This is a genomic window from Pseudomonas nitroreducens (assembly GCF_010994165.1).
GTDB lineage: Bacteria > Pseudomonadota > Gammaproteobacteria > Pseudomonadales > Pseudomonadaceae > Pseudomonas > Pseudomonas nitroreducens.
Genome location: NZ_WMBX01000003.1, coordinates 525,533 through 548,041, shown reverse-complemented (window position 1 = coordinate 548,041; position 22,509 = coordinate 525,533). Strand labels below are relative to the sequence as shown.

The 22,509-nt window shown below is 64.2% G+C and carries 21 protein-coding genes; 5 read left to right on the top strand and 16 right to left on the bottom strand.

Translation table 11 applies throughout. The annotated features are described in order from the left end of the window. Window positions 1–69: 69 nt before the first annotated feature. Together GJV37_RS15860 and GJV37_RS15855 are read left to right on the top strand one after the other, a co-directional pair. Window positions 70–969 carry a GlxA family transcriptional regulator gene (locus tag GJV37_RS15860; protein WP_162484002.1) on the top strand — a complete coding sequence of 300 codons (900 nt, stop codon included), beginning with the start codon at window positions 70–72 and terminating at the stop codon, window positions 967–969. Window positions 970–1,060: 91 nt separating this feature from the next. Next, the gene (locus GJV37_RS15855; RefSeq protein ID WP_170859500.1) at window positions 1,061–2,026 is read left to right on the top strand and encodes a hypothetical protein; all 966 of its coding nucleotides are present in this window, start codon (window positions 1,061–1,063) and stop codon (window positions 2,024–2,026) included. Between the two features lie 140 nt (window positions 2,027–2,166). Here the strand turns inward: GJV37_RS15855 and zapE are convergent, their stop codons facing one another. The 3 genes from zapE to GJV37_RS15840 form a co-directional block, all read right to left on the bottom strand. Then, window positions 2,167–3,261, bottom strand: coding sequence for a cell division protein ZapE (zapE, locus tag GJV37_RS15850; protein ID WP_037009786.1), 1,095 nt, complete (start codon window positions 3,259–3,261; stop codon window positions 2,167–2,169). A gap of 94 nt (window positions 3,262–3,355) precedes the next feature. After that, window positions 3,356–4,696 (bottom strand): tryptophan--tRNA ligase, encoded by a 1,341-nt coding sequence (locus tag GJV37_RS15845; RefSeq protein ID WP_193452727.1) that lies wholly within the window; start codon window positions 4,694–4,696, stop codon window positions 3,356–3,358. 60 nt (window positions 4,697–4,756) lie between these two features. Continuing rightward, a complete protein-coding gene (locus GJV37_RS15840) occupies window positions 4,757–5,383 on the bottom strand; it encodes an alpha/beta hydrolase (protein WP_038803239.1) in 627 nt (208 codons plus the stop codon). Window positions 5,384–5,522: 139 nt separating this feature from the next. Here GJV37_RS15840 and GJV37_RS15835 point away from each other — a divergent pair, with 139 nt between their 5' ends. After that, window positions 5,523–5,963, top strand: a complete 441-nt coding sequence (locus tag GJV37_RS15835; protein ID WP_045209602.1) for a Z-ring associated ZapG family protein — start codon at window positions 5,523–5,525, stop codon at window positions 5,961–5,963. Window positions 5,964–6,024: 61 nt separating this feature from the next. On the opposite strand, the gene GJV37_RS15830 is transcribed toward GJV37_RS15835, so the two are convergent. The 5 genes from GJV37_RS15830 to cysD form a co-directional block, all read right to left on the bottom strand. Next, window positions 6,025–8,481, bottom strand: a complete 2,457-nt coding sequence (locus GJV37_RS15830; protein WP_193452726.1) for a TonB-dependent siderophore receptor — start codon at window positions 8,479–8,481, stop codon at window positions 6,025–6,027. Between the two features lie 103 nt (window positions 8,482–8,584). Next, window positions 8,585–9,565 carry a FecR domain-containing protein gene (locus tag GJV37_RS15825; protein WP_193452725.1) on the bottom strand — a complete coding sequence of 327 codons (981 nt, stop codon included), beginning with the start codon at window positions 9,563–9,565 and terminating at the stop codon, window positions 8,585–8,587. A gap of 53 nt (window positions 9,566–9,618) precedes the next feature. Then, the gene (locus tag GJV37_RS15820; RefSeq protein WP_193452724.1) at window positions 9,619–10,068 is read right to left on the bottom strand and encodes a sigma-70 family RNA polymerase sigma factor; all 450 of its coding nucleotides are present in this window, start codon (window positions 10,066–10,068) and stop codon (window positions 9,619–9,621) included. Between the two features lie 233 nt (window positions 10,069–10,301). After that, window positions 10,302–12,200, bottom strand: coding sequence for a sulfate adenylyltransferase subunit CysN (gene cysN, locus GJV37_RS15815; protein WP_024764038.1), 1,899 nt, complete (start codon window positions 12,198–12,200; stop codon window positions 10,302–10,304). Between the two features lie 12 nt (window positions 12,201–12,212). Next, window positions 12,213–13,130, bottom strand: coding sequence for a sulfate adenylyltransferase subunit CysD (cysD, locus tag GJV37_RS15810; RefSeq protein WP_037009793.1), 918 nt, complete (start codon window positions 13,128–13,130; stop codon window positions 12,213–12,215). Between the two features lie 336 nt (window positions 13,131–13,466). Between cysD and mltB the strand changes: the two genes are divergently transcribed. Continuing rightward, a complete protein-coding gene (mltB, locus tag GJV37_RS15805; RefSeq protein ID WP_193452723.1) occupies window positions 13,467–14,564 on the top strand; it encodes a lytic murein transglycosylase B in 1,098 nt (365 codons plus the stop codon). 55 nt (window positions 14,565–14,619) lie between these two features. On the opposite strand, the gene GJV37_RS15800 is transcribed toward mltB, so the two are convergent. Continuing rightward, window positions 14,620–15,378, bottom strand: coding sequence for a Nif3-like dinuclear metal center hexameric protein (locus tag GJV37_RS15800; RefSeq protein WP_193452722.1), 759 nt, complete (start codon window positions 15,376–15,378; stop codon window positions 14,620–14,622). A gap of 113 nt (window positions 15,379–15,491) precedes the next feature. On the opposite strand from GJV37_RS15800, the gene algW reads away from it, so the two are divergent. Then, on the top strand, window positions 15,492–16,640 hold the full coding sequence (gene algW, locus GJV37_RS15795) for a Do family serine endopeptidase AlgW (protein ID WP_024766531.1): 1,149 nt from the start codon (window positions 15,492–15,494) through the stop codon (window positions 16,638–16,640). A 69-nt stretch (window positions 16,641–16,709) separates the two neighbouring features. Here the strand turns inward: algW and hisC are convergent, their stop codons facing one another. The 7 genes from hisC to GJV37_RS15760 form a co-directional block, all read right to left on the bottom strand. Beyond that, window positions 16,710–17,765, bottom strand: a complete 1,056-nt coding sequence (gene hisC / locus GJV37_RS15790; protein ID WP_024766532.1) for a histidinol-phosphate transaminase — start codon at window positions 17,763–17,765, stop codon at window positions 16,710–16,712. A gap of 3 nt (window positions 17,766–17,768) precedes the next feature. Then, a complete protein-coding gene (gene hisD, locus GJV37_RS15785; protein ID WP_037009800.1) occupies window positions 17,769–19,091 on the bottom strand; it encodes a histidinol dehydrogenase in 1,323 nt (440 codons plus the stop codon). Window positions 19,092–19,265: 174 nt separating this feature from the next. Next, window positions 19,266–19,901, bottom strand: a complete 636-nt coding sequence (gene hisG / locus GJV37_RS15780) for an ATP phosphoribosyltransferase (protein WP_024766534.1) — start codon at window positions 19,899–19,901, stop codon at window positions 19,266–19,268. A 14-nt stretch (window positions 19,902–19,915) separates the two neighbouring features. Next, window positions 19,916–21,184: a UDP-N-acetylglucosamine 1-carboxyvinyltransferase gene (gene murA / locus GJV37_RS15775; RefSeq protein ID WP_024766535.1), complete on the bottom strand. Its 1,269-nt coding sequence runs from the start codon at window positions 21,182–21,184 to the stop codon at window positions 19,916–19,918. 19 nt (window positions 21,185–21,203) lie between these two features. Continuing rightward, window positions 21,204–21,443 carry a BolA family protein gene (locus GJV37_RS15770; RefSeq protein ID WP_017518139.1) on the bottom strand — a complete coding sequence of 80 codons (240 nt, stop codon included), beginning with the start codon at window positions 21,441–21,443 and terminating at the stop codon, window positions 21,204–21,206. A 110-nt stretch (window positions 21,444–21,553) separates the two neighbouring features. After that, window positions 21,554–21,862 carry an STAS domain-containing protein gene (locus GJV37_RS15765; protein ID WP_170859506.1) on the bottom strand — a complete coding sequence of 103 codons (309 nt, stop codon included), beginning with the start codon at window positions 21,860–21,862 and terminating at the stop codon, window positions 21,554–21,556. Continuing rightward, a complete protein-coding gene (locus GJV37_RS15760) occupies window positions 21,859–22,506 on the bottom strand; it encodes a Tgt2/MlaC family protein (RefSeq protein ID WP_065083921.1) in 648 nt (215 codons plus the stop codon). Before GJV37_RS15760 ends, GJV37_RS15765 begins: the two co-directional genes overlap by 4 nt. Between the last annotated feature and the right edge of the window lie 3 nt (window positions 22,507–22,509).

The following is a 22,509-nucleotide window of genomic DNA, read 5'->3' as shown; positions in this document are numbered from 1 at the left end:
CGCGTCAGCATCCTCGCCACCCATGGCGTCTTCGGCTCCACCCTGATGCAGGCCAAGGACTTCTTCCACATGGCCGCCCTGCGCCACGGCCGCCAACAGGGCCTCGGCCTGCAGCCCAGCTTCGAGACCCGCATCGTCAGCCCCGACGGCCAGCCGGTAATGAGCTTCAGCGGCGACCTGCTACCGGTGCACGGCGCCCTGGACGAGCCGGAACTGATCATCCTCCCCGCCTTCTGGGGCGACTTCGACGAACTGCTGACCCTCTACCCACAGGTAACGGCCTGGCTGCGCGAGCGTCACGCCGCCGGCTGCGTGCTCTGCGGTGAGGTCTCGGGGGTGTTCTGGCTCGCCGAGGCGGGCCTGCTGGACGGCAAGGAAGCCACCACCTACTGGCGCTTCTTCCGCGAGTTCGCCGAGCGCTACCCCAAGGTACTGCTCAACCAGGACAAGCACATCGCCGACGCTGACAACATCTACAGCGCTGGTGGCCTGACGTCGGTGCGCGACCTGTACATCTACCTGATTGAACGCTTCTGCGGCGCCACCGTCGCCCAGGGCGTGGCCCGCGACATCCTCTACGAGGTGCAGCGCAACTACACGCCAGGGCGCCTGGGCTTCGGCGGACAGAAACTGCACCACGACCCGGCGATCCTGCAGATCCAGCACTGGCTGGAGGAGCACTTCTCCGACAAGTTCCGCTTCGAGGATGTGGCCCGCGAGCACGGCATGAGCATCCGCAACTTCATGCGGCGCTTCCAGGCGGCGACCGGCGACAAGCCACTGCACTACCTGCAGCGTCTGCGTATCGAGACCGCGCGCAACCTGCTGTCCACGACCCGCAAGAGCATCAAGACCATCAGTTACGAGGTCGGCTACGACGACGCCAGCTTTTTCGCTCGGCTTTTCCGCCAGCACACCGGGCTGTCGCCGAATCATTACCGGCGCCAGTACGAGCAGAAGGAAGGCTGAAACAGGCCATCCCTAGGATGGGTTCACGGACTCGGGGGCGGCCCTATGATCGGGGCAGCTTCCGACAACAAGAACTTCACGGGATATCGCCATGCGCCGCTTTCTGCTTGCCCTCCTGACCGTATTCAGCCTCAACGCTGTGGCGGACGACACCTGGAAACCCTTCCCCTACGACCAGAAGGCCTTCGACTACAGCGGCGACAAGCTGCGCGAGGCTTGGCCGCGACTGACCCGAGGCTTCGGCGCCAACTACCCGTTCCCGGACGCGGACTGGGTAGTGACCATGGCCACCCGGCATCCCGAAGCCCTGGAGAAGACTGTCGCCGCCGGCACCGGTTTCAGCGGCAAGCCGGAAGAAGCACAGGTCTACGCCGAGAAGCTGCAGGACGTGTGGCGCAAGGTGTTCCGCGGCGACTTCGCCCAGGCCAAGAAGGACGGCCTGGCATTGGGTGTCGGCGGCCAGGTGCCGGGGATGTTCGCCCAGGTGCTCTACGCCATGTTCCTTGCACCGAACCAGGACGATAAGCAACGCCTGCTGGAAGAAGTGATCAGCTACACCGACGAAGCCGGCCCGCTGCTCAACGCCGACCCCATCGCCCAGTTCGGCCGCGCCTACGCCAAGGCTCGCCTGGCAGAGGACCTGCCGGTGCCGGTGGTGCTCAAGCGCGGCTACACCAGCGAGATTCCCAAGGAACTGGACGCCTTGCTGGCGAAGCAGCCGAACCAGCCGTTCGCCCTGGCACTCTACGGTGGCTACGAAGCCGGCGTGATCCGCAAGGTCGGCAAGCTGGTGGGCAAGATGACCTACGGCGTCAGCGCGGACAAAATGGAGCAGTACTTCGCCCGCTCCTTCCGCGCCGCCGACGACCTGCCTATCGGTCACTACGAGTACGCCAACGCGCTGGGTTATGTGTACGGCGAAGATGAACAGGAGAAGGCGCTGGAGCAGCTGAAGAAAGCGGTGGCAATCAAGCCGATCAATGCCATGGAGGCGCTGGAAGTCGCCCACGCCCAGCAACTACTGAAGAAAGCGCAGCAGGAGATGGCCCAGCGCTGACTGGTTTTGTAGAAGCCGGCCTGCTCGCGAACCGTCCAACTCCCGAGCGGGCCGGTGGAATTTTCGCGAGCAAGCTCGCTATTGCGAAGTGCTCAAACGAAAAGGCTGCCCGAAGGCAGCCTTTTTCATTTGCCGAACCATCAGGGACGGTGCGGGCGACTCAGGTACTCGTGGGACTGCATTTCCAGCAGGCGGCTCAGGGTGCGCTGGAACTCGAACTCCAGCCGGCCACCGGTGTACAGGTCCTTGAGCTCCACCTCGGCGGAGAGGATCAGCTTGACGTTGCGGTCGTAGAACTCGTCCACCAGGTTGATGAAGCGGCGCGCCATGTCGTCCTTGGCCACGCCCATCTGCTCGACGTTGGAAATCAGGATCGCGTGGAAGATCTTCGCCAGCTCGATGTAGTCGTTCTGGCTGCGCGGGCCATCGCACAGCTCGCGGAACTCGAACCAGGCCACGTCATCGCAGGTGATGCGCGCGCGGATTTCGCGGTTCTCGATCATCAGCGCGTCATCGCGGGTCGCTGCAGCGCACTCCGGGGTCAGCGCCTTGAAGTCGCGGGTCATGGCCTGGTCGGCCTGTTCGGACAGCGGCCAGTGATACAGCTCGGCCTGTTCCAGGGCGCGCAGGCGGTAGTCCACGCCGCTGTCGACGTTGACCACTTCGGTGTACTTCTTGACCAACGCGATGGCCGGCAGGAAGCGGGCGCGCTGCAGGCCGTCCTTGTAGAGGCCATCCGGCACGATGTTGGAGGTCGCCACCAGGCTGACGCCGTTCTTGAACAGCTCTTCCAGCAGGGTCGCGAGGATCATCGCGTCGGTGATATCGGAGACGAAGAATTCGTCGAAGCAGATCACCCGGGCCTCGTCGGCGAATCGCTTGCCGATGATGGTCAGCGGGTTCTTCTCGCCCTTGAGGGTTTTCATTTCCTCGTGGACGCGCTTCATGAAGCGGTGGAAGTGCGTGCGCATCTTCTGCTTGAAGGGCAGCGCTTCGAAGAAGGTGTCCACCAGGTAGGTCTTGCCGCGGCCGACGCCGCCCCAGAAATACAGGCCCTTCACCGGCTCCTGGGACTTCTTGCCCAGCAGTTTGCCGAACAGCCCGGACTTGCCCTTGTCGGCGGCGACCAGGTCGTCGTAGAGGCGTTGCAGGTGCTTCACGGCGTTCGCTTGCGCGGCGTCGTGGAAGAAATCGGGGCGTTTGAGGTCTTCCTGGTAGCGCTGAAGAGGCGTCATGATCGGTAGCAAGGCAACGAAAACGGGGGCGCACACTTTAGCGGCGCCCCCGTTTCTTGGCAATTGGCCGGTAGTCGGACCGGCCTGCTGCGCCTCACTCCTGCGGAGCGAGAGCCTCGCGCAGACGCTGCATGGCGGTGTCGCGCTCCGCGTCGGTGGAGAACTCCGGGCTATACGCCACGGCTTCGCCATCCAGGCGCACGCTGAAGGCGTTCAGTTCGGCGTGCAGGTCCAGTTCCTCGGACTGCAGGCGCTTGGTCACCTGGCCGGCGGCCTTGCCATCGGTGAAGGCGATGGACAGCAGCAGTTGCTCACCCGCGGCATCCAGCAGGCGGAAGCGGAAGCCGTCGTCCTCGCGGAAGCTGACGAAGCGCGCCGCCTTGGCAGCTTTCTTCTTGCCCTCGGTCGCCACCTGCACCTGCTCGCGGAACGAACGCAAGCCGACCGACTCGCGCAACTCGCCGAGGAACGGCGTCGCAATGCGGCGGGCCTTGGCGGCGCCGGCCAGGAGAATATCTTCCAGGTCGGCCGGGCGGGTGATCAGCGCGTGATAGCGCTCGCGGGCCTCGCCCAGCTCGTTGTCGAGCAGCTCGAACAGGCGCTGTTTGGCCTCGCCCCAGGCCAGGCCGCCGAGCAGTTCGGCGCGAAACGCGGCCTGTTGCTCGTGGGTGGAGAACGCCTGGTACAGGGTGAACAGGTGGGAGTTGTCCGGGTCCTTCGGCTCGCCCGGCGCGCGGGAGTCGGTGACGATGCGCGCCACGGCGTCCTTGAGCTGCTTGGCGCTGCCGAACAGCGGGATGGTGTTGTCGTAGCTCTTGGACATCTTGCGACCGTCCAGGCCCGGCAAGGTCGCCACGTCTTCCTCGATCACCACTTCAGGCAGGGTGAACAGTTCCTTGCCGTTGCCGAACAGGTGGTTGAAGCGCTGGCCGATGTCGCGGGCCATTTCCACGTGCTGGATCTGGTCGCGGCCGACCGGCACCTTGTGCGCGTTGAACATCAGGATGTCCGCGGCCATCAGCACCGGATAGCTGTACAGGCCCATGGTGACGCCGGCGTCCGGGTCTTCGCCGGCCTCGACGTTCTTGTCCACCGAGGCCTTGTAGGCGTGGGCGCGGTTGAGCAGGCCCTTGGCGCTGACGCAGGTGAGCAGCCAGGTCAGTTCGGGGATTTCGGGAATATCGGACTGGCGATAGAAGGTCGCCTTGTCAGCATCCAGGCCGCAGGCCAGCCAGGTGGCGGCGATTTCCAGACGCGAACGCTGGATGCGCGCCGGGTCATCGCACTTGATCAGCGCGTGGTAGTCGGCCAGGAAGTAGAAGGAATCTGCCTGCGGATCGCGGCTGGCGACGATGGCAGGGCGGATGGCGCCGGCGTAGTTGCCCAGGTGCGGAGTACCGGTGGTGGTGATGCCGGTCAGGATACGGGTCGTCATGGGAATCCAGGAATCAACACAAATGAAATGGCGGGCCGGATGGTAACGCGGCTTGGCGGCCTAGGCGAGCCGGGCCTGTATCAGGTCCTTGAGCTCGATCAGCTTGCCGTGGAAGAAATGGCTGCACTCGGGGATGCGGATCAGTTCGTGGGGCTTGGTGAGCTCCGCACTCCAGGCGTACACACGCTCGGGCGTGACTACTTCGTCGGCTTCGGGCTGGATCACCGTCAGCGGGCAGCGCTCGGGCAGGTCGACATCGAAGCGCTCCACCGGCGGCGCCAGCATGAACAGCTGTGCGAGTTCTGCGCCCTGCTCTTCCAGGCGCCCGGCAGCATTGCCGGCCACGCAGGAGCCGAAGGAGAAGCCCATCAGCGTCAGCGGCAGGCCCGGATGCTGCCCGGCCAGCCAGTGCGCGACGGCCAGCACGTCGTCGATTTCACCGCGGCCTTCGGCGTAACTGCCGGCGCTCTGACCCACGCCACGAAAATTGAAACGCAGGGTGGCGTATCCTGCATCCCGTGCGGCGCGTTGCAGGGTGGCGACCACCTTGTTCTGCAGGGTGCCGGCGAACAGCGGGTGCGGATGACAGATCAGCGCGACGCCCTTGGCATCAGGCGTGGCGAGGTGCAGGGCTTCCAGTTGGCCCTCGGGGCCATCGAGGAACAGGGGGATTTCGCGGGTGGTCAAACAACAGCTCCGTGACCCCGTGGCGGGTCGTCTCGTCTAGCTCAATACCTGCGCAGGCGGCGAAGCATTCGCCACGGTATACAAGCACAGGTGCAAGCCGCTAACGTAAAGCAAAGCCGTCTATAGAGGAAGGATTCGCGTGGAACAGTCCCTCACCACCTGGTTGCTGCCGCTACTCGCCCTGATCGTCGGGGTCGGCATCGGCTTTCTGATCGCCCGCCTGCTGCCCAACGCCGCGCCCAACAAGCTGCAGCGTCAGGTGGACGACATGCAGGATCGTTTCGATAGCTACCAGCGCGAAGTGGTGACCCACTTCAGCACCTCCGCCAGCCTGATGAAGAAGCTCACCCAGAGCTATCAGGATGTGCAGGAGCACCTGTCCGAGGGCGCCGAGCGCCTGGCCCTGGACGAACAGACCAAACAGCGCCTGCTGGCCGCCCTGCACGCCGACGAATACCCCGAGCGCCGCGAGCGCCTGACCCCGCCGGCGAACAACGAAGCGCCGCGCGACTATGCGCCCAAGACCGGCGACGGTCCGGGCACCCTGGACGAGACGTACGGGCTGAAAAGCAAGTACTGAGGTCTCCGCGCCAAGGAAAAAGCCCCGCCGATGCGGGGCTTTTTCATTCATGCTGCCAGAACTACCAGCGGAAGGTCACGCTCCCCAGCAGCGAGCGCTCTTCGCCCCAGTAGCAACGCCCGGCGTTGTTGCAGCCGGCGACGTATTCCTTGTCCAGCAGGTTCTTCGCATTCACTTCTGCGGACCAGTGCTCGTCTAGCTGGTAGCCGACCAGGGCGTCCACCAGGGTCACGTCGCCGGTATCCAGCTTGCCGTACAGCGATGCCGGGGTGTAGGCGAAGGTGCTGTCGAAGTGCCTCACGCCGCCACCCACACGAAACCCCTTGAGATAGCCGTCGAGGAAGCGGTAGGTACCCCAGGCCGACGCCTGGTTGCGCGGCACGCCGGTCATCTGGTGGTCCTCCAACAGTGAACCGGGGGCATCCTTGGTAATCCGCGAATCAGTGTAGGTATAGGACGCCGTCAGGCTGAGATTTTCGGTGATGTCGCTGTTGACCTCCAGCTCCAGCCCCTTGGAACGGCTTTCACCCACCTGCCGGTAGTCGCCGACCGTGCTGTCGTAGATCACATCGTCGGTCTTGCGCAGATCGTAGACCGAGGCGGTCATCGAGGTATTCCAGCCCTTGGGCTCGTACTTCACGCCCACCTCGTACTGCTCGCTGGTCGTCGGGTCGAGAGTGCCCGATTTGCTCGACGTCTGCTGGGTCGGAGCGAAGGCGGTGGAGTAGCTGGCATACGGCGACAGGCCATTGTCGAACTGGTACATCAGGCCCGCCTGCCAGGTGAAGTCATGGTCCCAGTTGTCCAGGTCTGCCAGCCCGTTGGTGGTGCCGGCGCGGTTGCGGTACTGGCTGTTGACCTCGTCAAGGCGCCCGCCCAACAGAGCGACCCAGTTGTCGTAGCGGGTCTGCAACTGGCCGTAGAGGCCATACATCTTCTGTTCCAGCAGCGCGTCCTGAACATGGATCGGCGTGCTTGGCTTGACTGTCCACACCGGGTCAAACACGTTCACCGAACCGCCGGCACCGGCGTCCCAGTCCTGGTTGAATGAAGTACGGTCGAAACTTGCGCCCACCAGCACGGTGTTGGCCAGCTCGCCGGACTGGAAGTGCCCCTCGAACTGGTTGTCCAGCGAGTAAGTCATCGACTTGTTGTAGCGGTCGTACGCCGTGTTGTTGACGTTGGTACCGAAGCCAGCGTTGTTCAGGCTCCCCGGCCACATCTCGCGGCGGTCGATACGCGACTGCATGTAGCGTGAGTTCTGGCGGAACTGCCAGGTATCGTCGATCTGGTGGCTGAACTCGTAGCCCAGGGTCCAGGCTTCGCGCTCGAACCTGTCCCAGTCCGGGTTGCCCGACAGCGTGTCCTTGTCGATCTTGCCATTGGGGTTGTGCAGCAGCGTGCCGGCCGCCGGATAGCCCAGTTCCATCAGCGTGCGGTCGCGCTGGTAGGTAGAGAGCAGTGTCAGAGTGGTGGCATCGTCGAAGTTGAAGGTCATCGATGGCGCGATATAGATGCGGTCATCCGGCTGGTGATCGACCTGGGTATCGGCGTCGCGGCCGAGCATCACCACGCGACCGAGAATGTTGCCTTCATCGGTCAGCGGGCCGGAAACGTCCACGCCCAGCTGCTTGCGGTCATGGGACCCGTAGGTGAGTTGGACCTCGCCGCGCGGGTCGGCGGTGGGCCGCTTGCTCACCAGGTTGACGATGCCTCCGGGAGCATTTTCCCCGTAGAGGATCGAGGTCGGCCCACGGAAGACCTCGACGCGCTCCAGGCCATAGGGCTCGCTGGTGGTGTCGTAGCGATTGCCCTGCACCCGCAAGCCATCGCGCAGCAGGCCATAGCCCCAGTCGGTGGCATTGAAGCCGCGGATAAAGAACAGATCGCCGGCCAAGCCATCACCGGCAGCGAACGGCGGGGCGAAGATCCCCGGCACATAGCCCAGCACATCGGTCAGCGTCTGCGATTGCTGATCGACCATGCGCTGGCGGGTCACGACGGAGATCGAGCGAGGTGTCTCCGCCAGGGAAGTGCTGGTCTTGCCCGCCGTGGAGCTGACCTTGGCGTTGTAGCCGTTGTCGTCCAGTTGCTCGGCGCCGGTACCGCTACCGATGATCGAGGTCGAATCCATCTGCAATACGGTACCGTTCGGGTCCGGTTGCAGGACGTAGCCGCCGGACGCCTGCGGCACTGCCTGCAGGCCCGTGCCATCGAGCAGCAACGCCAGGGCGCGCTCGATGCTATAGCGACCATCAAGCCCCTTGCTGGTCTTGCCGGCGGTCAGATCGTTGTGGCCAACCAGGTAGATGCCAGCCTGGCCGCTGAACTGGTTGAGCGAGGCCGCCAGGGCCCCCGGAGCGATGTGGTATTCGCGCAGAACAGCCTGTTCCGTGCCCGGAGCCGCTTGAGCCGACTGAATCGGGTTCAGCGCAACGAGGCTGCACAGCGACAACGAGATGGCCAGCGCCAGCGGCCGCCGGACGAAGGGGCGCGAGGAGGAAATGAGCGAATGCATGGAATTCCCTGGTTCGGTGCAGTGGGTAAAAGTGCGTTTCTGTGGAATGACCGAACGGGAAACTGAAAAAGGGAACCACAGCGGAAATTATTTTCCTGATAAGTCAGACGGACTCGATGCTCACCCACCACGGTGTCAGGCGCTGGACCTTGACCGGCAATGCCGCTGCCAGCAGGCGCAGCGCCTGGTCACTGTCGTCCAGGGGGAAAGCCCCCATCACCGGCAACTGCGCGACTGCCGGATCACAACCCAGGTAGCCGTGGCGATAACGGCCCAGCTCTTCGACCAATTGCCCCAGCGACATGTTCTCGGCGGTGAGCACGTGGCGTACCCAGGAATCCCCTGCCGTCTGTGCCGGCAACACCTCGCCGATGGCGATGCGCGTGAAGTCAGCGCGTTGGCCGGCTTCCAGTACTCGCTTCTCGCCACTCTCCGCGGTGCGGATTTCCACTGCGCCGGTGTAGACGTTGAGGCGCGTAGAGTCGCCCAGTTGCTTGACCGCAAAGCGCGTGCCCAGTGCGCGCAGGCGCCCCTGCTCAGTATCGACAAGGAAGGGCCGGTGCGCGGCATCCCTGGCGGTGTCCACCAGCACTTCGCCGAAACGCAGCCGCAACAGGCGCTGGTCCGGGCCGAAGTCGGCATCCACCGCACTGATCGCCGCCAGCCAGAGATGGGTGCCATCGGCAAGGATAGCCTCGCGAGTCTCGGCAGTACTGGTGCTGTAATCGGCACTCCATCCTTGCACCAACCTCGGCAACGCGTTACTGCGCCAGGAGCCCCAGCCGAGCAGCAGGCCGCCGCTGAGCACCAGCAGTCCCTTGAGGCCCTGGCGACGCGAGAGCTGGCGCTCGCCACTGGCCTTGAGCACCCGCCCCGCCAGCTGTCTTTCCCCCTGTAGCGGTGCGAATCGTTGGCCTATGCGCTCGACGTAGTGCCAGGCGGCCTGGTGCTCGGCGTGCAGGTCGAGCCATTGGCGCCATTGCGCATGGAGTTGCACGCTGGGATTTTCATCCTGCAGCAGCACGTACCAGTTCGCCGCCTGCTGCAGGCTGGCGTGGCTGAGCTTGTCGTCGCGACCGTTCACTCCACCAGCACTCCGTCCAGCTCGGCTTCCAGCACCGCGCAGTGCAGGAACGCCTAGGCGAGATATTTCTTCACCATGCGCTCGGACACCCCCAGCTCCACAGCGATTTCCCGGTACGGCAAGCCATCGATCTGCGCCAGCAGGAAGGCCCGGCGAGCTCTGGCGGGCAGACGCAGAAGCATCGCGTCCACCTGCTGCAATGTTTCCAGGATCAGCGCCAATTGTTCAGGAGACGATTGCACCGCCTCGGGCTGGGCGGCCAAGGACTCCAGCCACGCCTGCTCCAGCTGCAGGCGGCGCCACTGGTCGATCACCAGGCCGCGGGCAATGGTCGCGAGGTAGGTGCGCGGTTGCTCGAGATACACCGCGACGCCCTTGGCACGCACCGTGAGCACGCGCAGGAAAGTGTCCTGGGCGAGGTCGGCGGCACGCTGCGAGCAGCCCGTCTTGCGACGGATCCAGCCTTGCAGCCAGCCATGGTGATCGGCGTAGAGGCGGTGCATGTCGTGATCCGCGAGTTGTGTACGACCCAGTAGCGACACCACCGCACCTGCCATTCAGCAAATAATAATCAGTCGCATTATATGCAGGTATCGATCAACGGCAATAGCCATCTGCCAGCGAAGGCTTTGCGCATGACAATCGACCGGGCCGCCCGCCACAGCGGCTCCCACAAGAACGTCAGGCATGAAAAAGCCCCGCAGGTGCGGGGCTTCTTCAGTTCAGCGCTGTGCGATCAGATCGCGCCGCGCTGGCGCAGCAGGTCGAGGACCGCCTTGACGCCCTCTTCCACCGACTGGCTCTGGGTGTCGATCACCAGATCGGCATCCAGCGGCACATCGTAGGGGAAGGACTCGCCCGGGATGTTGTCCTGGCCGGCGGCGTACAGGCCTTGCGGGTCGCGTTCGCGGCAGACCTGCGGGGAAGCCTGGACGTAGACGGTGATGAAGCGCTCGGCTCCGATCAACGCCTTGGTCTGCGCGCGGCCTTCGGCGCTCGGGGCGACGAAGGCGCACAGGCTGATCAGGCCGGCTTCGTTGAACTGCTTGGCCACATGGGCGGTACGCTGCCAGTTCTCGTTGCGACCGGCGCGGTCCTGCGGCAGGCCCTTGTTGAGGTCGTGGCGCAGGTTCTGGCCGTCCAGCACATAGACCGCGCGACCCATGTCGAACAGCTTGCGCTCCACCGCATAGGCCAGGGTGCTCTTGCCGGCGCCGGAGAGGCCGCTGAACAGCACAGTAGCCGGCTGCTGGCCGAATCGCGCAGCACGCTCTTCACGGGCTACATGGCCGTTGCTGTGGTGGACGGAAGCCCCCTGCCCGGCCTGCGGCGCGGCGATGATCATGCCGGCGCCGACGGTGCCGTTGGTCAGGCGGTCGACCACGATGAAGGCACCGGTGGTGCGATTCTGTTCGTAGCCGTCCAGCGCGATCGGAGCATCCAGGCTGACCTTCACGCGGGCGATCTCGTTGAGCTTGAGTTCGCTGGCGGCGGTCTCTTCCAGGGTGTTCACATCCACCTTGTGGGTGATGCTCGGGATCGAGCCCGGGACATAGCTGGTGGCGCGCTTGATGTCGTACTTCTTGCCCGGCAGCATCGGCTCTTCGGCCATCCACACCAGCATGGCGTCGAAGCCGTCGGTGACCTGCGGACGGTTGTCGGCATGCACCAGCATGTCGCCGCGGGAGACGTCGATCTCGTCTTCCAGGGTCAGGGTGATGGCCTGGCCCGGACCTGCCTGCTCCAGCTCACCTTCGTAGGTGACGATGGACTTGACCTTACTGCCCTTGCCCGACGGCAGGGCAATCACTTCGTCGCCCTTGCGCACGATGCCGCTCGCCAGGGTGCCGGCGAAGCCACGGAAGTTCAGGTTCGGACGGTTGACGTACTGCACCGGGAAGCGCATGTCGTCGAGGTTGCGGTCGCCCGCGACTTCCACGGTCTCGAGGATTTCCATCAGCGACTGGCCGGTGTACCACGGCGAGCGCTCGGACTTGTTGACCACGTTGTCGCCCTTCAGCGCCGACATCGGCACGAAGTGCAGGGAATTGGTCTTGAGGTTGATCTTGTCGGCGAACTGCAGGTAGTCGGCCTTGATCTGCTCGAACACGCCCTGGTCAAAGCCCTTGAGGTCCATCTTGTTGATGGCGACGACGATGTGCTTGATGCCCAGCAGCGAGGCGATGAAGCTGTGCCGGCGGGTCTGGGTCTGCACGCCGTAGCGGGCGTCGATCAGGATGATGGCCAGGTCGCAGGTGGAAGCGCCGGTAGCCATGTTGCGGGTGTACTGCTCATGGCCGGGGGTGTCGGCGATGATGAACTTGCGCTTGGCGGTGCTGAAGTAGCGGTACGCCACGTCGATGGTGATGCCCTGCTCGCGCTCGGCCTGCAGGCCGTCGACCAGCAGCGCCAGGTCGACGTCATCGCCGGTGGTGCCGACTTTCTTCGAGTCGCGGGTGATGGCCTCGAGGTGGTCCTCGTAGATCATCTTGGAGTCGTGCAGCAGGCGCCCGATCAGGGTGCTCTTGCCGTCGTCGACGTTGCCGCAGGTGAGGAAGCGCAGGAGTTCCTTGCGCTCGTGCTGGGCCAGGTAGGCGAGGATGTCCTCGCTGATCAGATCGGATTGATGCGACATGGTGCGAGAACCTTAGAAGTAGCCCTGACGTTTCTTTTCTTCCATAGAGCCGGCGGCATCATGGTCGATGACCCGGCCCTGGCGCTCGGAAGTCCGCGTCAGCAGCATTTCCTGGATGATTTCCGGCAGCGAAGTAGCGGTCGACTCCACCGCGCCGGTCAGCGGGTAGCAGCCCAGGGTGCGGAAACGCACCATCTTCTTCTGGATGCTGGCCTTCTGCTCGGGCGTGAGGTGCTCGAGGATGCGTTCGTCGTCGATCATGATCAGCGAGCCGTTCATCTCGATGACTTCGCGCTCTTCGGCGAAGTACAGCGGAACGATCGGGATCTGCTCAAGGTAGATGTACTGCCAGATGTCCAGCTCGGTCCAGTTGGAGAGCGGGAAGACGCGGATCGACTCGCCCTTTTTCACCTTGCCGTTATAGACGTTCCACAGTTCCGGACGCTGGTTCTTCGGGTCCCAGCGGTGCTTGCTGTCGCGGAACGAGTACACCCGCTCCTTGGCGCGGGATTTCTCCTCGTCGCGGCGGGCACCACCGAAGGCGGCGTCGAAGCCGTACTTGTCGAGCGCCTGCTTGAGGCCCTCGGTCTTCATGATGTCGGTGTGCTTGGCGCTGCCGTGGGTGAACGGGTTGATGTCCTGCGCCACGCCATCGGGATTGATGTGGGTAATCAGGTCCAGGCCGTATTCGCTGACCATCTTCTCGCGGAAGCGGTACATCTCCTGGAATTTCCAGCGGGTGTCGACATGCATCACCGGGAACGGCAGCTTGCCGGGGAAGAAGGCCTTGCGCGCGAGGTGGAGCATCACCGCGCTGTCCTTGCCGATCGAGTACAGCATCACCGGGTTGTCGAATTCGGCGGCGACCTCGCGGATGATGTGGATGCTCTCGGCCTCCAGCTGTTTCAGATGCGTCAGTTTGTCGACCATGGCTACTCACGGAATTGCTTATGGACGGCCGGCGGGCCGTAGACGAGCGCGCACTCTATCACAGCGCAAGGCTCTAACCGGCGGGCGGGTTATACCGAAAAAATATACTTATATAGCCATACGCGCTCAGTCACCCTCAGCGCTTCGCGCCCGCCGACGAGGTGTTTGAGGAAGGCCCTGAACTCCATCTCATCGACGCTTGAGATGCCATCGCCCGACATTGGTGTCGCAAGACTGAAGGACTTTTCCTGCAACAGTCTCGCAATGTCCCGGCTTGTGCCCGCGCGGCACTGCGCTAGCATAGCCGGCACGTTTTCCTGCCCCAGAAGATTCCCCATGCGCCGCATCGCTTTCACCCTGCCTTTACTCGTCCTGGTCTCTGCGTGCAGCAGCAAACCGACTCCCGCACCACAACCGGCCCAGAAGCCCAAGCCCCCCACCCTGATCACGACCAGTGCCCACCCGGCGTTCGGCTCTGTACAACCGATCACCCCGCTGCGCGGTGACTACGCGAATAATGCCAACGCCAATCGCTTCATCGACATGATGGTGAGCAAGCACGGCTTCAACCGGCAGGACCTGCACGACCTGTTTGCCCAAACCCAGGAACTGGACTGGGTGATCCGCCTGATGGACCGCCAGGCCCCGACCTACACCCCGCCCAGCGGCCCGAACGGCGCCTGGTTGCGCTACCGGAAGAAATTCATCACCCCGGATAACGTGCAGAAGGGCGTACTGTTCTGGGACCAGTACGAGGCGGACCTGCAACGCGCCTCGCGCACCTACGGCGTGCCACCGGAAATCATCGTCGGCATCATCGGCGTGGAAACCCGCTGGGGCCGCGTGATGGGCAAGACGCGGATCATCGACGCACTGGCCACCCTGTCGTTCTCCTACCCGCGCCGCGCCGAATTCTTCAGCGGCGAGTTGGAGCAGTTCCTGCTGCAGGCGCGCAAGGAAGGCGACAATCCGCTGGAGCTGCGCGGTTCCTACGCCGGCGCCATGGGCTACGGGCAGTTCATGCCCTCCTCCTTCACCCAGTACGCAGTGGACTTCGACGGCGACGGCCACCGCGACCTGTGGAATCCGCGCGACGCCATCGGCAGCGTGGCCAACTACTTCAAGCAGCACGGCTGGGTCACCGGCGATGCGGTGGCGATCCCGGCCATCGGCCAGGCCCGCTCGCTGGAAGATGGCTTCAAGACTCAGTACTCGATCAGCGCCCTGTCCGCTGCCGGCCTGCGCCCGCAGGGCTCGCTGGGCAATCACCAGACCGCCAGCCTGCTGCGCCTGGACATGGGCAACACCTACCAGTACTGGTACGGCCTGCCGAATTTCTATGTGATCACCCGCTACAACCACAGCACGCACTACGCCATGGCGGTGTGGGAACTGGGCAAGGCGGTGGACCGCCAGCGTCACGGCTACCGCTGAGGCGCCATGAAAAAAGCCGGCTCCTTGAGCCGGCTTTTTTCATGGCGCCGAAGAGTCAGGCAGGGTTCGGGCAATCGATGAACAGGTGCTCGATGGCAAAGCGCTTGGCCAGGTAATCCCCCAGCGCCTGCACACCGTAGCGCTCTGTAGCGTGGTGGCCGGCGGCGATGAAGCTGATGCCATTCTCCCGCGCGCTGTGCACAGTCTGTTCGGAGACTTCGCCGGTCAGATAAGCATCGACGCCCGCGGCGATCACCTGGTCGATGTAGCCCTGGGCGCCACCGGTGCACCAGGCGATGCGACGGATCGGCTGGCCGCCATCCACCAGCAACGGCTCGCGACCCAGCACATCGCGCACATGGAGCGCCAGATCGCTCGGCAGCATGGGTTCGACCAGCGAGCCTACCAGGACGATGGAGCGCGGGTTGCCGGGTTCCAGCGGCCCTTCGATCTCGAAACCGAGTTGACGGCCGAGCTGCACGTTGTTGCCCACCTCGGCATGCAGGTCCAGCGGCAGGTGATAGGCCAGCAGGCTGATGTCATGGTTCAGCAGGGTCTTCAGGCGTCGCTGCTTCATGCCGACCACCCGGGCATCCTCGCCCTTCCAGAAATAGCCGTGGTGGACCAGCACCACATCGGCGTCTGCTTCCACGGCGGCATCCAGCAGCGCCTGGCTGGCGGTGACACCGGAAACGATGCGCCGCACCTGCGGCCGACCCTCGACCTGCAGGCCGTTGGGGCAGTAATCCTGGATCTTCGCGGCCTCCAGGAAACGGTCCGCTTCCTCGACCAGCGTGCTCAGTGCGATAGCCATCGAAATTCCTCCAACATCGGCTGCGAGCGTCTATTTTCTTGGCTCGCCGCCCGTATAATGGCCGCCACCCTATCGGCCATCCCCCGGCCAAGCAACCCCAAGGATTTTCTTCGATGCTGAAGGCCCTGCGTTTTCTCGGCTGGCCCGTGCTGGTTGGCGTCCTGTTGGCGCTGCTGATCATCCAGCATAACCCGCAATGGGTCGGCCTTCCGCAGCAGGAAGTGCACCTGCAACAGGCTCCACTGCTCAGCCGCATCCAGCAAGGCCCGGTCAGCTACGCTGACGCCGTGACCCGCTCCTCGCCTGCAGTGGCCAATCTTTACACCACCAAGATGGTCAGCAAGCCGAACAACTCCATGCTCGACGACCCGCTGTTCCGGCGCTTCTTCGGCGATAACCTGCCGCAACAGAAGCGCATGGAATCGAGCCTGGGTTCGGCAGTGATCATGAGTCCCGAAGGCTATCTGCTGACCAACAACCACGTGACCTCCGGCGCTGACCAGATCGTCGTGGCCCTTCGTGATGGCCGCGAGACCATCGCCCGCCTGGTGGGCAGCGACCCGGAAACCGACCTTGCAGTGTTGAAGATCGACCTCAAGGACCTGCCTTCGATCATGCTCGGCCGCTCCGATGGCATCCGCACCGGCGATGTCTGCCTGGCCATCGGCAACCCGTTCGGCGTCGGCCAGACCGTCACTATGGGCATCATCAGCGCCACCGGCCGCAACCAGCTGGGCCTGAACACCTACGAAGACTTCATCCAGACCGATGCGGCGATCAACCCCGGTAACTCCGGCGGCGCGCTGGTGGACGCCAACGGTAATCTGATCGGCATCAACACCGCGATCTTCTCCAAATCCGGCGGCTCCCAGGGCATCGGCTTCGCCATCCCGACCAAGCTGGCTCTGGAAGTCATGCAGTCGATCATTGAGCACGGCCAGGTGATCCGCGGCTGGCTCGGTGTCGAGGTACAGCCGCTGACCCCGGAACTGGCCGAGTCCTTCGACCTCAAGGACAAGGCCGGCATCGTCGTCGCCGGCGTCTACCGCGACGGCCCCGCCGCCAAGGCCGGCCTGCTGCCGGGCGACATCATCCTGAACATCGATGGCGAGGCCGCCAGCGATGGCCGCCGCTCGATGAACCAGGTGGCGCGCACCAAGCCGGGCGAGAAGATCACCATCGAAGTGCTGCGCAACGGCAAGCCGGTGACACTCAACGCCGAAGTCGGCCTGCGCCCGCCGCCCGCGCCCAACGCCAATTGATACCGGGCTCTTTTCCGGAGCCATGAAAAACGGCGCCCTCGGGCGCCGTTTTCGTTACCAGCGAAAGCCTTACAACTTCAGTCGCAGGGCATCGATCAGAGCCTGGTTCTGCTCCTCGGTGCCGATGCTGATGCGCAGGAACTGGTTGATCCGCTGCTGCTTGAAGTGACGCACGATCACGCCCTCTTCGCGCAGGGCCGCGGCCAGTTCAGCACCGTCACGCTGCGGGTGGCGGGCGAAGATGAAGTTCGCCGCCGACGGCAGCACCTCGAAGCCCAGGGTCTTGAGCTCGGCCACCAGCTTCTCGCGGCTGTGGATAACCGCGCTGCAGGTCTGCTCGAAGTAGGCCTGGTCCTCGAAGGACGCCACCGCACCGGCCAGCGCCAGGCGGTCCAGCGGGTAGGAGTTGAAGCTGTTCTTCACCCGTTCCAGCGCTTCGATCAGGTCTTCATGCCCCACCGCGAAGCCGACCCGCAGGCCCGCCAGCGAACGCGACTTGGACAGGGTCTGCGCCACCAGCAGGTTCGGGTAGCGGTCGACCAGGGAAATCGCGGTCTCGCCGCCGAAGTCGACGTAGGCCTCGTCCACCAGCACCACGCTGTCCGGGCTGGCTTGCAGCAGGCGCTCGATGGCTCCTAGCGGCAGCAGGCAACCGGTGGGCGCGTTGGGGTTGGGGAAGATGATGCCGCCGTTCGGGCGTGCGTAATCCTCGGCGCGTATCTGGAACTGCTCGTCCAGCGGCAGCGCTTCAAACTCGATGCCGTAGAGACCGCAGTAGACCGGATAGAAGCTGTAGGTCACGTCGGGGAACAGCAGCGGCTTGCCGTGCTGGAACAGCGCGTGGAAGGCGTGAGCCAGGACTTCGTCCGAGCCGTTGCCGACGAAGACCTGGGCGGTCTTCACACCGTGGTATTCGGCGATAGTCTGCTTCAGGCGGTCAGCGTTCGGGTCCGGATACAGGCGCAGCGTGTCGTTCAGCTCGGCCTGGATCGCGGCGACCACCTTCGGCGACGGGCCGTAGGGGTTTTCGTTGGTGTTCAGCTTGACCAGCTTGGCCAGCTTTGGCTGCTCGCCAGGAACATAGGGCACCAGTTCCTTGACGAAGGGGCTCCAGAATTTGCTCATGGGTTACTCACTCTTGCCGTCAAGGATGCGGAATTCGGCGCTGCGCGCGTGGGCGGTCAGCGACTCGCCACGGGCCAGGATCGACGCGGTCTTGCCCAGCTCGGAAGCGCCCGGCGCGGAGCAGAAGATGATCGAGGAGCGCTTCTGGAAGTCGTACACGCCCAGCGGCGAAGAGAAACGCGCGGTGCCGGAGGTCGGCAGCACGTGGTTCGGGCCGGCGCAGTAGTCGCCCAGCGCCTCGGCGGTGTAGCGGCCCATGAAGATGGCGCCGGCATGGCGAATCTTCGGCAGCCAGCTTTCCGGGTCGGCCACCGACAGCTCCAGGTGTTCCGGGGCGATGCGGTTGGCAACCTGGCAGGCCTGCTCCTGGTCGGCAACGAGGATCAGCGCGCCACGGTTGGTCAGCGAGGTACGGATGATCTCGGCGCGTTCCATGGTCGGCAGCAACTTCTCGATGCTGGCGGCGACCTTGTCGAGGAAGGCGGCGTCCGGGCTGACCAGGATCGACTGGGCGTCCTCGTCGTGCTCGGCCTGGGAGAACAGGTCCATGGCGATCCAGTCCGGATCGGTGCCGCCGTCGCAGACCACGAGGATTTCCGACGGGCCGGCGATCATGTCGATGCCGACCTGGCCGAACACGTGGCGCTTGGCGGTGGCGACGTAGATGTTGCCCGGGCCGACGATCTTGTCCACCTGCGGCACGCTCTCCGTGCCGTAGGCCAGCGCGGCCACGGCCTGGGCGCCGCCGATGGTGAAGACGCGGTCGACGCCGGCGATGCAGGCGGCAGCCAGGACGATTTCGTTGATTTCGCCGCGCGGGGTCGGTACCACCATCACCACTTCGGCGACGCCGGCGACCTTGGCCGGAATGGCGTTCATCAGCACGGAAGACGGGTAGGACGCCTTGCCGCCCGGCACGTACAGGCCGGCGCGATCCAGCGGGGTGACCTGCTGGCCGAGCACGGTGCCATCGGCTTCGGTGTAGCGCCAGGAGTCCTGCTTCTGCTTCTCGTGGTAGCTGCGTACGCGCTCGGCGGCGACTTCCAGAGCTTCGCGCTGAGCCGGGGTGATGCGGGTCAGGGCCAGCTCCAGGCGCTCGCGCGGCAGGATCAGGTCGGCCATGGTCTTGGCGTCGACACCGTCGAAGCGTTGGGTGAATTCCACTACGGCAGCGTCACCGCGCTTGCGCACGTCAGCGATGATGTCCAGCACGCGCTGGTTCACCGCATCGTCGGACACGCTTTCCCAGGAGAGCAGATGGTCCAGATGACGCGCGAAGTCCGGATCGGCGGCGTTGAGTCGACGGATAGCGAAGGGTGCGGTCATAGCTGGCCTCTTTAATTGGCATGATCTCGGGCGCCGCAAGACTATCAAGCCTTCCGTGCGGGCACCCGAGAAAATTTGGCTATGACACGGATAGGGCCGAAAAGCTGCTCCCTGCGTTTTCGGCATTCCCGCCATCCTTGGCGGGCTCTGCCGCGACCGGGGTCGCGGTGGGTATCAGTGACGGTGTCGAGCTTCGACGGCTTCGCGCAGGGTGTCGATCAGCGCCTGGATGCGAGCATGCTGCATCTTCATCGAGGCCTTGTTCACCACCAGGCGCGAGCTGATGTGCGCGATCAGTTCCTGGGGCTCCAGGCCGTTCGCACGCAGGGTGTTACCGGTGTCGACCACGTCGATGATCTTGTCGGCGAGGCCGATCAGCGGTGCCAGCTCCATGGAGCCGTACAGCTTGATCACGTCGACCTGGCGACCCTGCTCGGCGTAGTAGCGCTTGGCGACATTGACGAACTTGGTGGCCACGCGCAGACGCCCCTTGGGCTCCGGCGCACCGACCGCACCGGCGGTCATCAGCTTGCAGTTGGCGATCTTCAGGTCCAGCGGCTCGTACAGGCCCTGGCCACCGTACTCCATGAGCACGTCCTTGCCCGCCACGCCGAGGTCGGCGGCGCCATGCTCGACGTAGGTCGGCACGTCGGTGGCGCGCACGATCAGCAGGCGCACGTCATCGAGGGTGGTGGGGATGATCAGCTTGCGGCTCTTGTCCGGATTCTCGGTCGGCACGATGCCTGCCGCTGCAAGCAGCGGCAGGGTGTCGTCGAGGATACGGCCCTTGGACAGGGCAATCGTCAGCATCGTCTGATTCTGCCCTAGCCCGGCACGCGGCGAATCTTCGCCCCGAGCAGTTGCAGTTTCTCTTCGATGCACTCGTAGCCACGGTCGATGTGGTAGATGCGGTCGATCATGGTGTCGCCTTCGGCCACCAGGGCAGCGATCACCAGGCTGGCGGATGCGCGCAGGTCGGTCGCCATGACCGGTGCGCCCTTGAGCTGCGGAACGCCGGTGACGATGGCAGTGTTGCCTTCGACCAGGATCTGCGCGCCCATGCGGTTCATTTCATAGACGTGCATGAAGCGGTTCTCGAACACGGTCTCGATGACCGCGCCAGTGCCTTCGGCGATGGCGTTCATGGAGATGAACTGGGCCTGCATGTCGGTCGGGAATGCCGGGTACGGCGCAGTGCGGATGTTCACCGCCTTCGGCCGGTTGCCCTTCATGTCCAGCTCGATCCAGTTGCTGCCGGTGGTGATGTGCGCGCCGGCTTCGACCAGCTTGGCCAGCACCGCTTCGAGGATGGTCGGATCGGTATCCTTGAGCTTGACGCGGCCGCCGGTGGCAGCCGCCGCCGCCAGGTAGGTGCCGGTTTCAATGCGGTCGGGCATGACGTTGTACTTGGCACCGCCACCCAGGCTTTTTACACCGTTGATCACGATGGTATCGGTACCGGCACCCTGCACATCACCGCCCATGGCGTTGATGAAGTTGGCCAGATCGACGACCTCAGGCTCGCGCGCAGCGTTTTCCAGCACGGAGCGGCCATTGGCCAGTGCAGCGGCCATCATGATGTTCTCGGTACCGGTCACGCTGACGGTATCGAAGAAGAAGTGCGCACCGCGCAGGCCGCCGGCCGGGGCCTTGGCCTTGATGTAGCCGCCTTCGACGGCGATTTCTGCGCCCATGGCTTCCAGGCCGCGGATGTGCAGGTCAACCGGACGCGAACCGATGGCGCAGCCGCCGGGCAGGGCGACTTCGGCTTCGCCGAAACGGGCGACCATCGGGCCAAGCACGAGGATCGACGCACGCATGGTTTTCACCAGCTCGTACGGTGCCACCAGGGTCTTGATGGTGCTCGCGTCGACTTCGACGTTGAGCTTCTCGTCGATGATCGGCTGCACGCCCATGCGGCCGAACAGCTCGATCATGGTGGTGATGTCGTGCAGGTGCGGCAGGTTGCAGACGGTCACCGGGGTGTCCGCCAGCAGGGTTGCGGCGAGGATCGGCAGCGCAGAGTTCTTCGCGCCGGAGATGCGAATCTCGCCATCGAGACGAGTACCGCCGGTAATGATCAGTTTATCCATTGCTAATTTCCCCGTGGGCTCAGGAACGCTCGGCCCAGGCGGCGCGGCTGAAGAATTTCATGGTGACGGCATGGATGGCGCCGGAGGCGATCCACTCGTTCAGGTGGGCATAGATCTGTTGCTGGCGCTTGACCGGGCTCAGGCCGGCGAGCTCGTCGCTGATAAGGTTCAGCTGGAAATTGCAGCCTTCGCCTTCCACTTCGATCTGGGTACCTGGCAGTTTCGATTCCAGGAAGTTTTTGACTTCTACGGCCTGCATGCTCAACCTCGTTCGGCGCCCTACGCGCGCGGGTCGGCCATGATACAAAAAAGCCCCCCGCCTGCGAACCCCGGCAGGGGAAGTCGCGGACGGAGGGCTTTCTCACTGTTTCAATGCTGTAACGGCAGAATCTCGAGAAGCTCGCCAACCTTGGCGATTTCCTGCATGTCCTTGGGCATCCCAGAGATCTGCAGCGTCTTGCCAGCCTTGCGCGCATCACGGGTGTAGGACAGCAGCAGCGACAATCCGACGCTACTGGAGTGTTCCACCGCCGAGCAGTCCAGGCGCAGCGACGCGGCCTTGCTGGCGGCGATCAGGCTTCTGCCCTGCTCGCGCAGCGCCGGGCCGGTCCTGTAGTCCAGCACGCCGGCGAGGGCCAGGTCGCCCTCACTGCGCTCCGTGATACTGCCCTGAGTCATTCTGCGCTGCCTTCCGGCTGGCCCTTGGCCGCATCCTTGGCCTTGGCGACGACCTGGCCCCAACCGGCGATGGTCTTCTCCAGGTCGTTGCGGTTCTTCTGCATGGAGTCGGCGAACTGGTCACGGAACAGCTTGCCGATGTTGATGCCGTTGATGATCACGTTACGCAGGCGCCAATCGCCACCCTGGTTGACCATGGTGTATTGCACCGGATAGACGGCGCCATTGCTGCCGACCACTTCCATGTTCACCGAAGCGCGATCCTGCTCCTGCTTGCCGCTGTTCAGCACGCGGATGTCCTGGTTGTCGTACTCCAGCAGCGCGTTGCCGTAGAACTGGAACAGGCTGTTCTTGAAGGTTTCCTCGAAGCGCTTGACCTGCTCCGGCGTCGCCTGGCGGGAGTACTTGACGGTCATCACGCCCTTGGCGATGCCCTCGGAATCCACGACCGGGCCGAGGATGCGGTTCAGGGTGTCGTAGAACGCCTGGGGATTGGCCTTGTAGCTGGCCTTGTTGGTCTTCAGGTCCGACAGCAGGCTGTCGACGGTCTGCTGCACGACCTGCTGAGCAGTCTGCTCGGCCTGGGCGAACAGCGGCAGGACCGCGAGCAGGACCAGGAAGCCACGGCGCAAGGTTTTCAACATGGA

Coding starts and splice junctions, on each gene's coding strand:
- GJV37_RS15860 (WP_162484002.1), top strand. CDS start 70: ATGGCCGCCCTGCGCCACGGCCGCCAACAGGGCCTCGGCCTGCAGCCC.
- GJV37_RS15855 (WP_170859500.1), top strand. CDS start 1,061: ATGCGCCGCTTTCTGCTTGCCCTCCTGACCGTATTCAGCCTCAACGCT.
- zapE (WP_037009786.1), bottom strand. CDS start 3,261: ATGACGCCTCTTCAGCGCTACCAGGAAGACCTCAAACGCCCCGATTTC.
- GJV37_RS15845 (WP_193452727.1), bottom strand. CDS start 4,696: ATGACGACCCGTATCCTGACCGGCATCACCACCACCGGTACTCCGCAC.
- GJV37_RS15830 (WP_193452726.1), bottom strand. CDS start 8,481: ATGCATTCGCTCATTTCCTCCTCGCGCCCCTTCGTCCGGCGGCCGCTG.
- GJV37_RS15820 (WP_193452724.1), bottom strand. CDS start 10,068: ATGCACCGCCTCTACGCCGATCACCATGGCTGGCTGCAAGGCTGGATC.
- cysN (WP_024764038.1), bottom strand. CDS start 12,200: ATGTCGCATCAATCCGATCTGATCAGCGAGGACATCCTCGCCTACCTG.
- cysD (WP_037009793.1), bottom strand. CDS start 13,130: ATGGTCGACAAACTGACGCATCTGAAACAGCTGGAGGCCGAGAGCATC.
- mltB (WP_193452723.1), top strand. CDS start 13,467: ATGCGCCGCATCGCTTTCACCCTGCCTTTACTCGTCCTGGTCTCTGCG.
- GJV37_RS15800 (WP_193452722.1), bottom strand. CDS start 15,378: ATGGCTATCGCACTGAGCACGCTGGTCGAGGAAGCGGACCGTTTCCTG.
- algW (WP_024766531.1), top strand. CDS start 15,492: ATGCTGAAGGCCCTGCGTTTTCTCGGCTGGCCCGTGCTGGTTGGCGTC.
- hisC (WP_024766532.1), bottom strand. CDS start 17,765: ATGAGCAAATTCTGGAGCCCCTTCGTCAAGGAACTGGTGCCCTATGTT.
- hisD (WP_037009800.1), bottom strand. CDS start 19,091: ATGACCGCACCCTTCGCTATCCGTCGACTCAACGCCGCCGATCCGGAC.
- hisG (WP_024766534.1), bottom strand. CDS start 19,901: ATGCTGACGATTGCCCTGTCCAAGGGCCGTATCCTCGACGACACCCTG.
- murA (WP_024766535.1), bottom strand. CDS start 21,184: ATGGATAAACTGATCATTACCGGCGGTACTCGTCTCGATGGCGAGATT.
- GJV37_RS15770 (WP_017518139.1), bottom strand. CDS start 21,443: ATGCAGGCCGTAGAAGTCAAAAACTTCCTGGAATCGAAACTGCCAGGT.
- GJV37_RS15765 (WP_170859506.1), bottom strand. CDS start 21,862: ATGACTCAGGGCAGTATCACGGAGCGCAGTGAGGGCGACCTGGCCCTC.
- GJV37_RS15760 (WP_065083921.1), bottom strand. CDS start 22,506: ATGTTGAAAACCTTGCGCCGTGGCTTCCTGGTCCTGCTCGCGGTCCTG.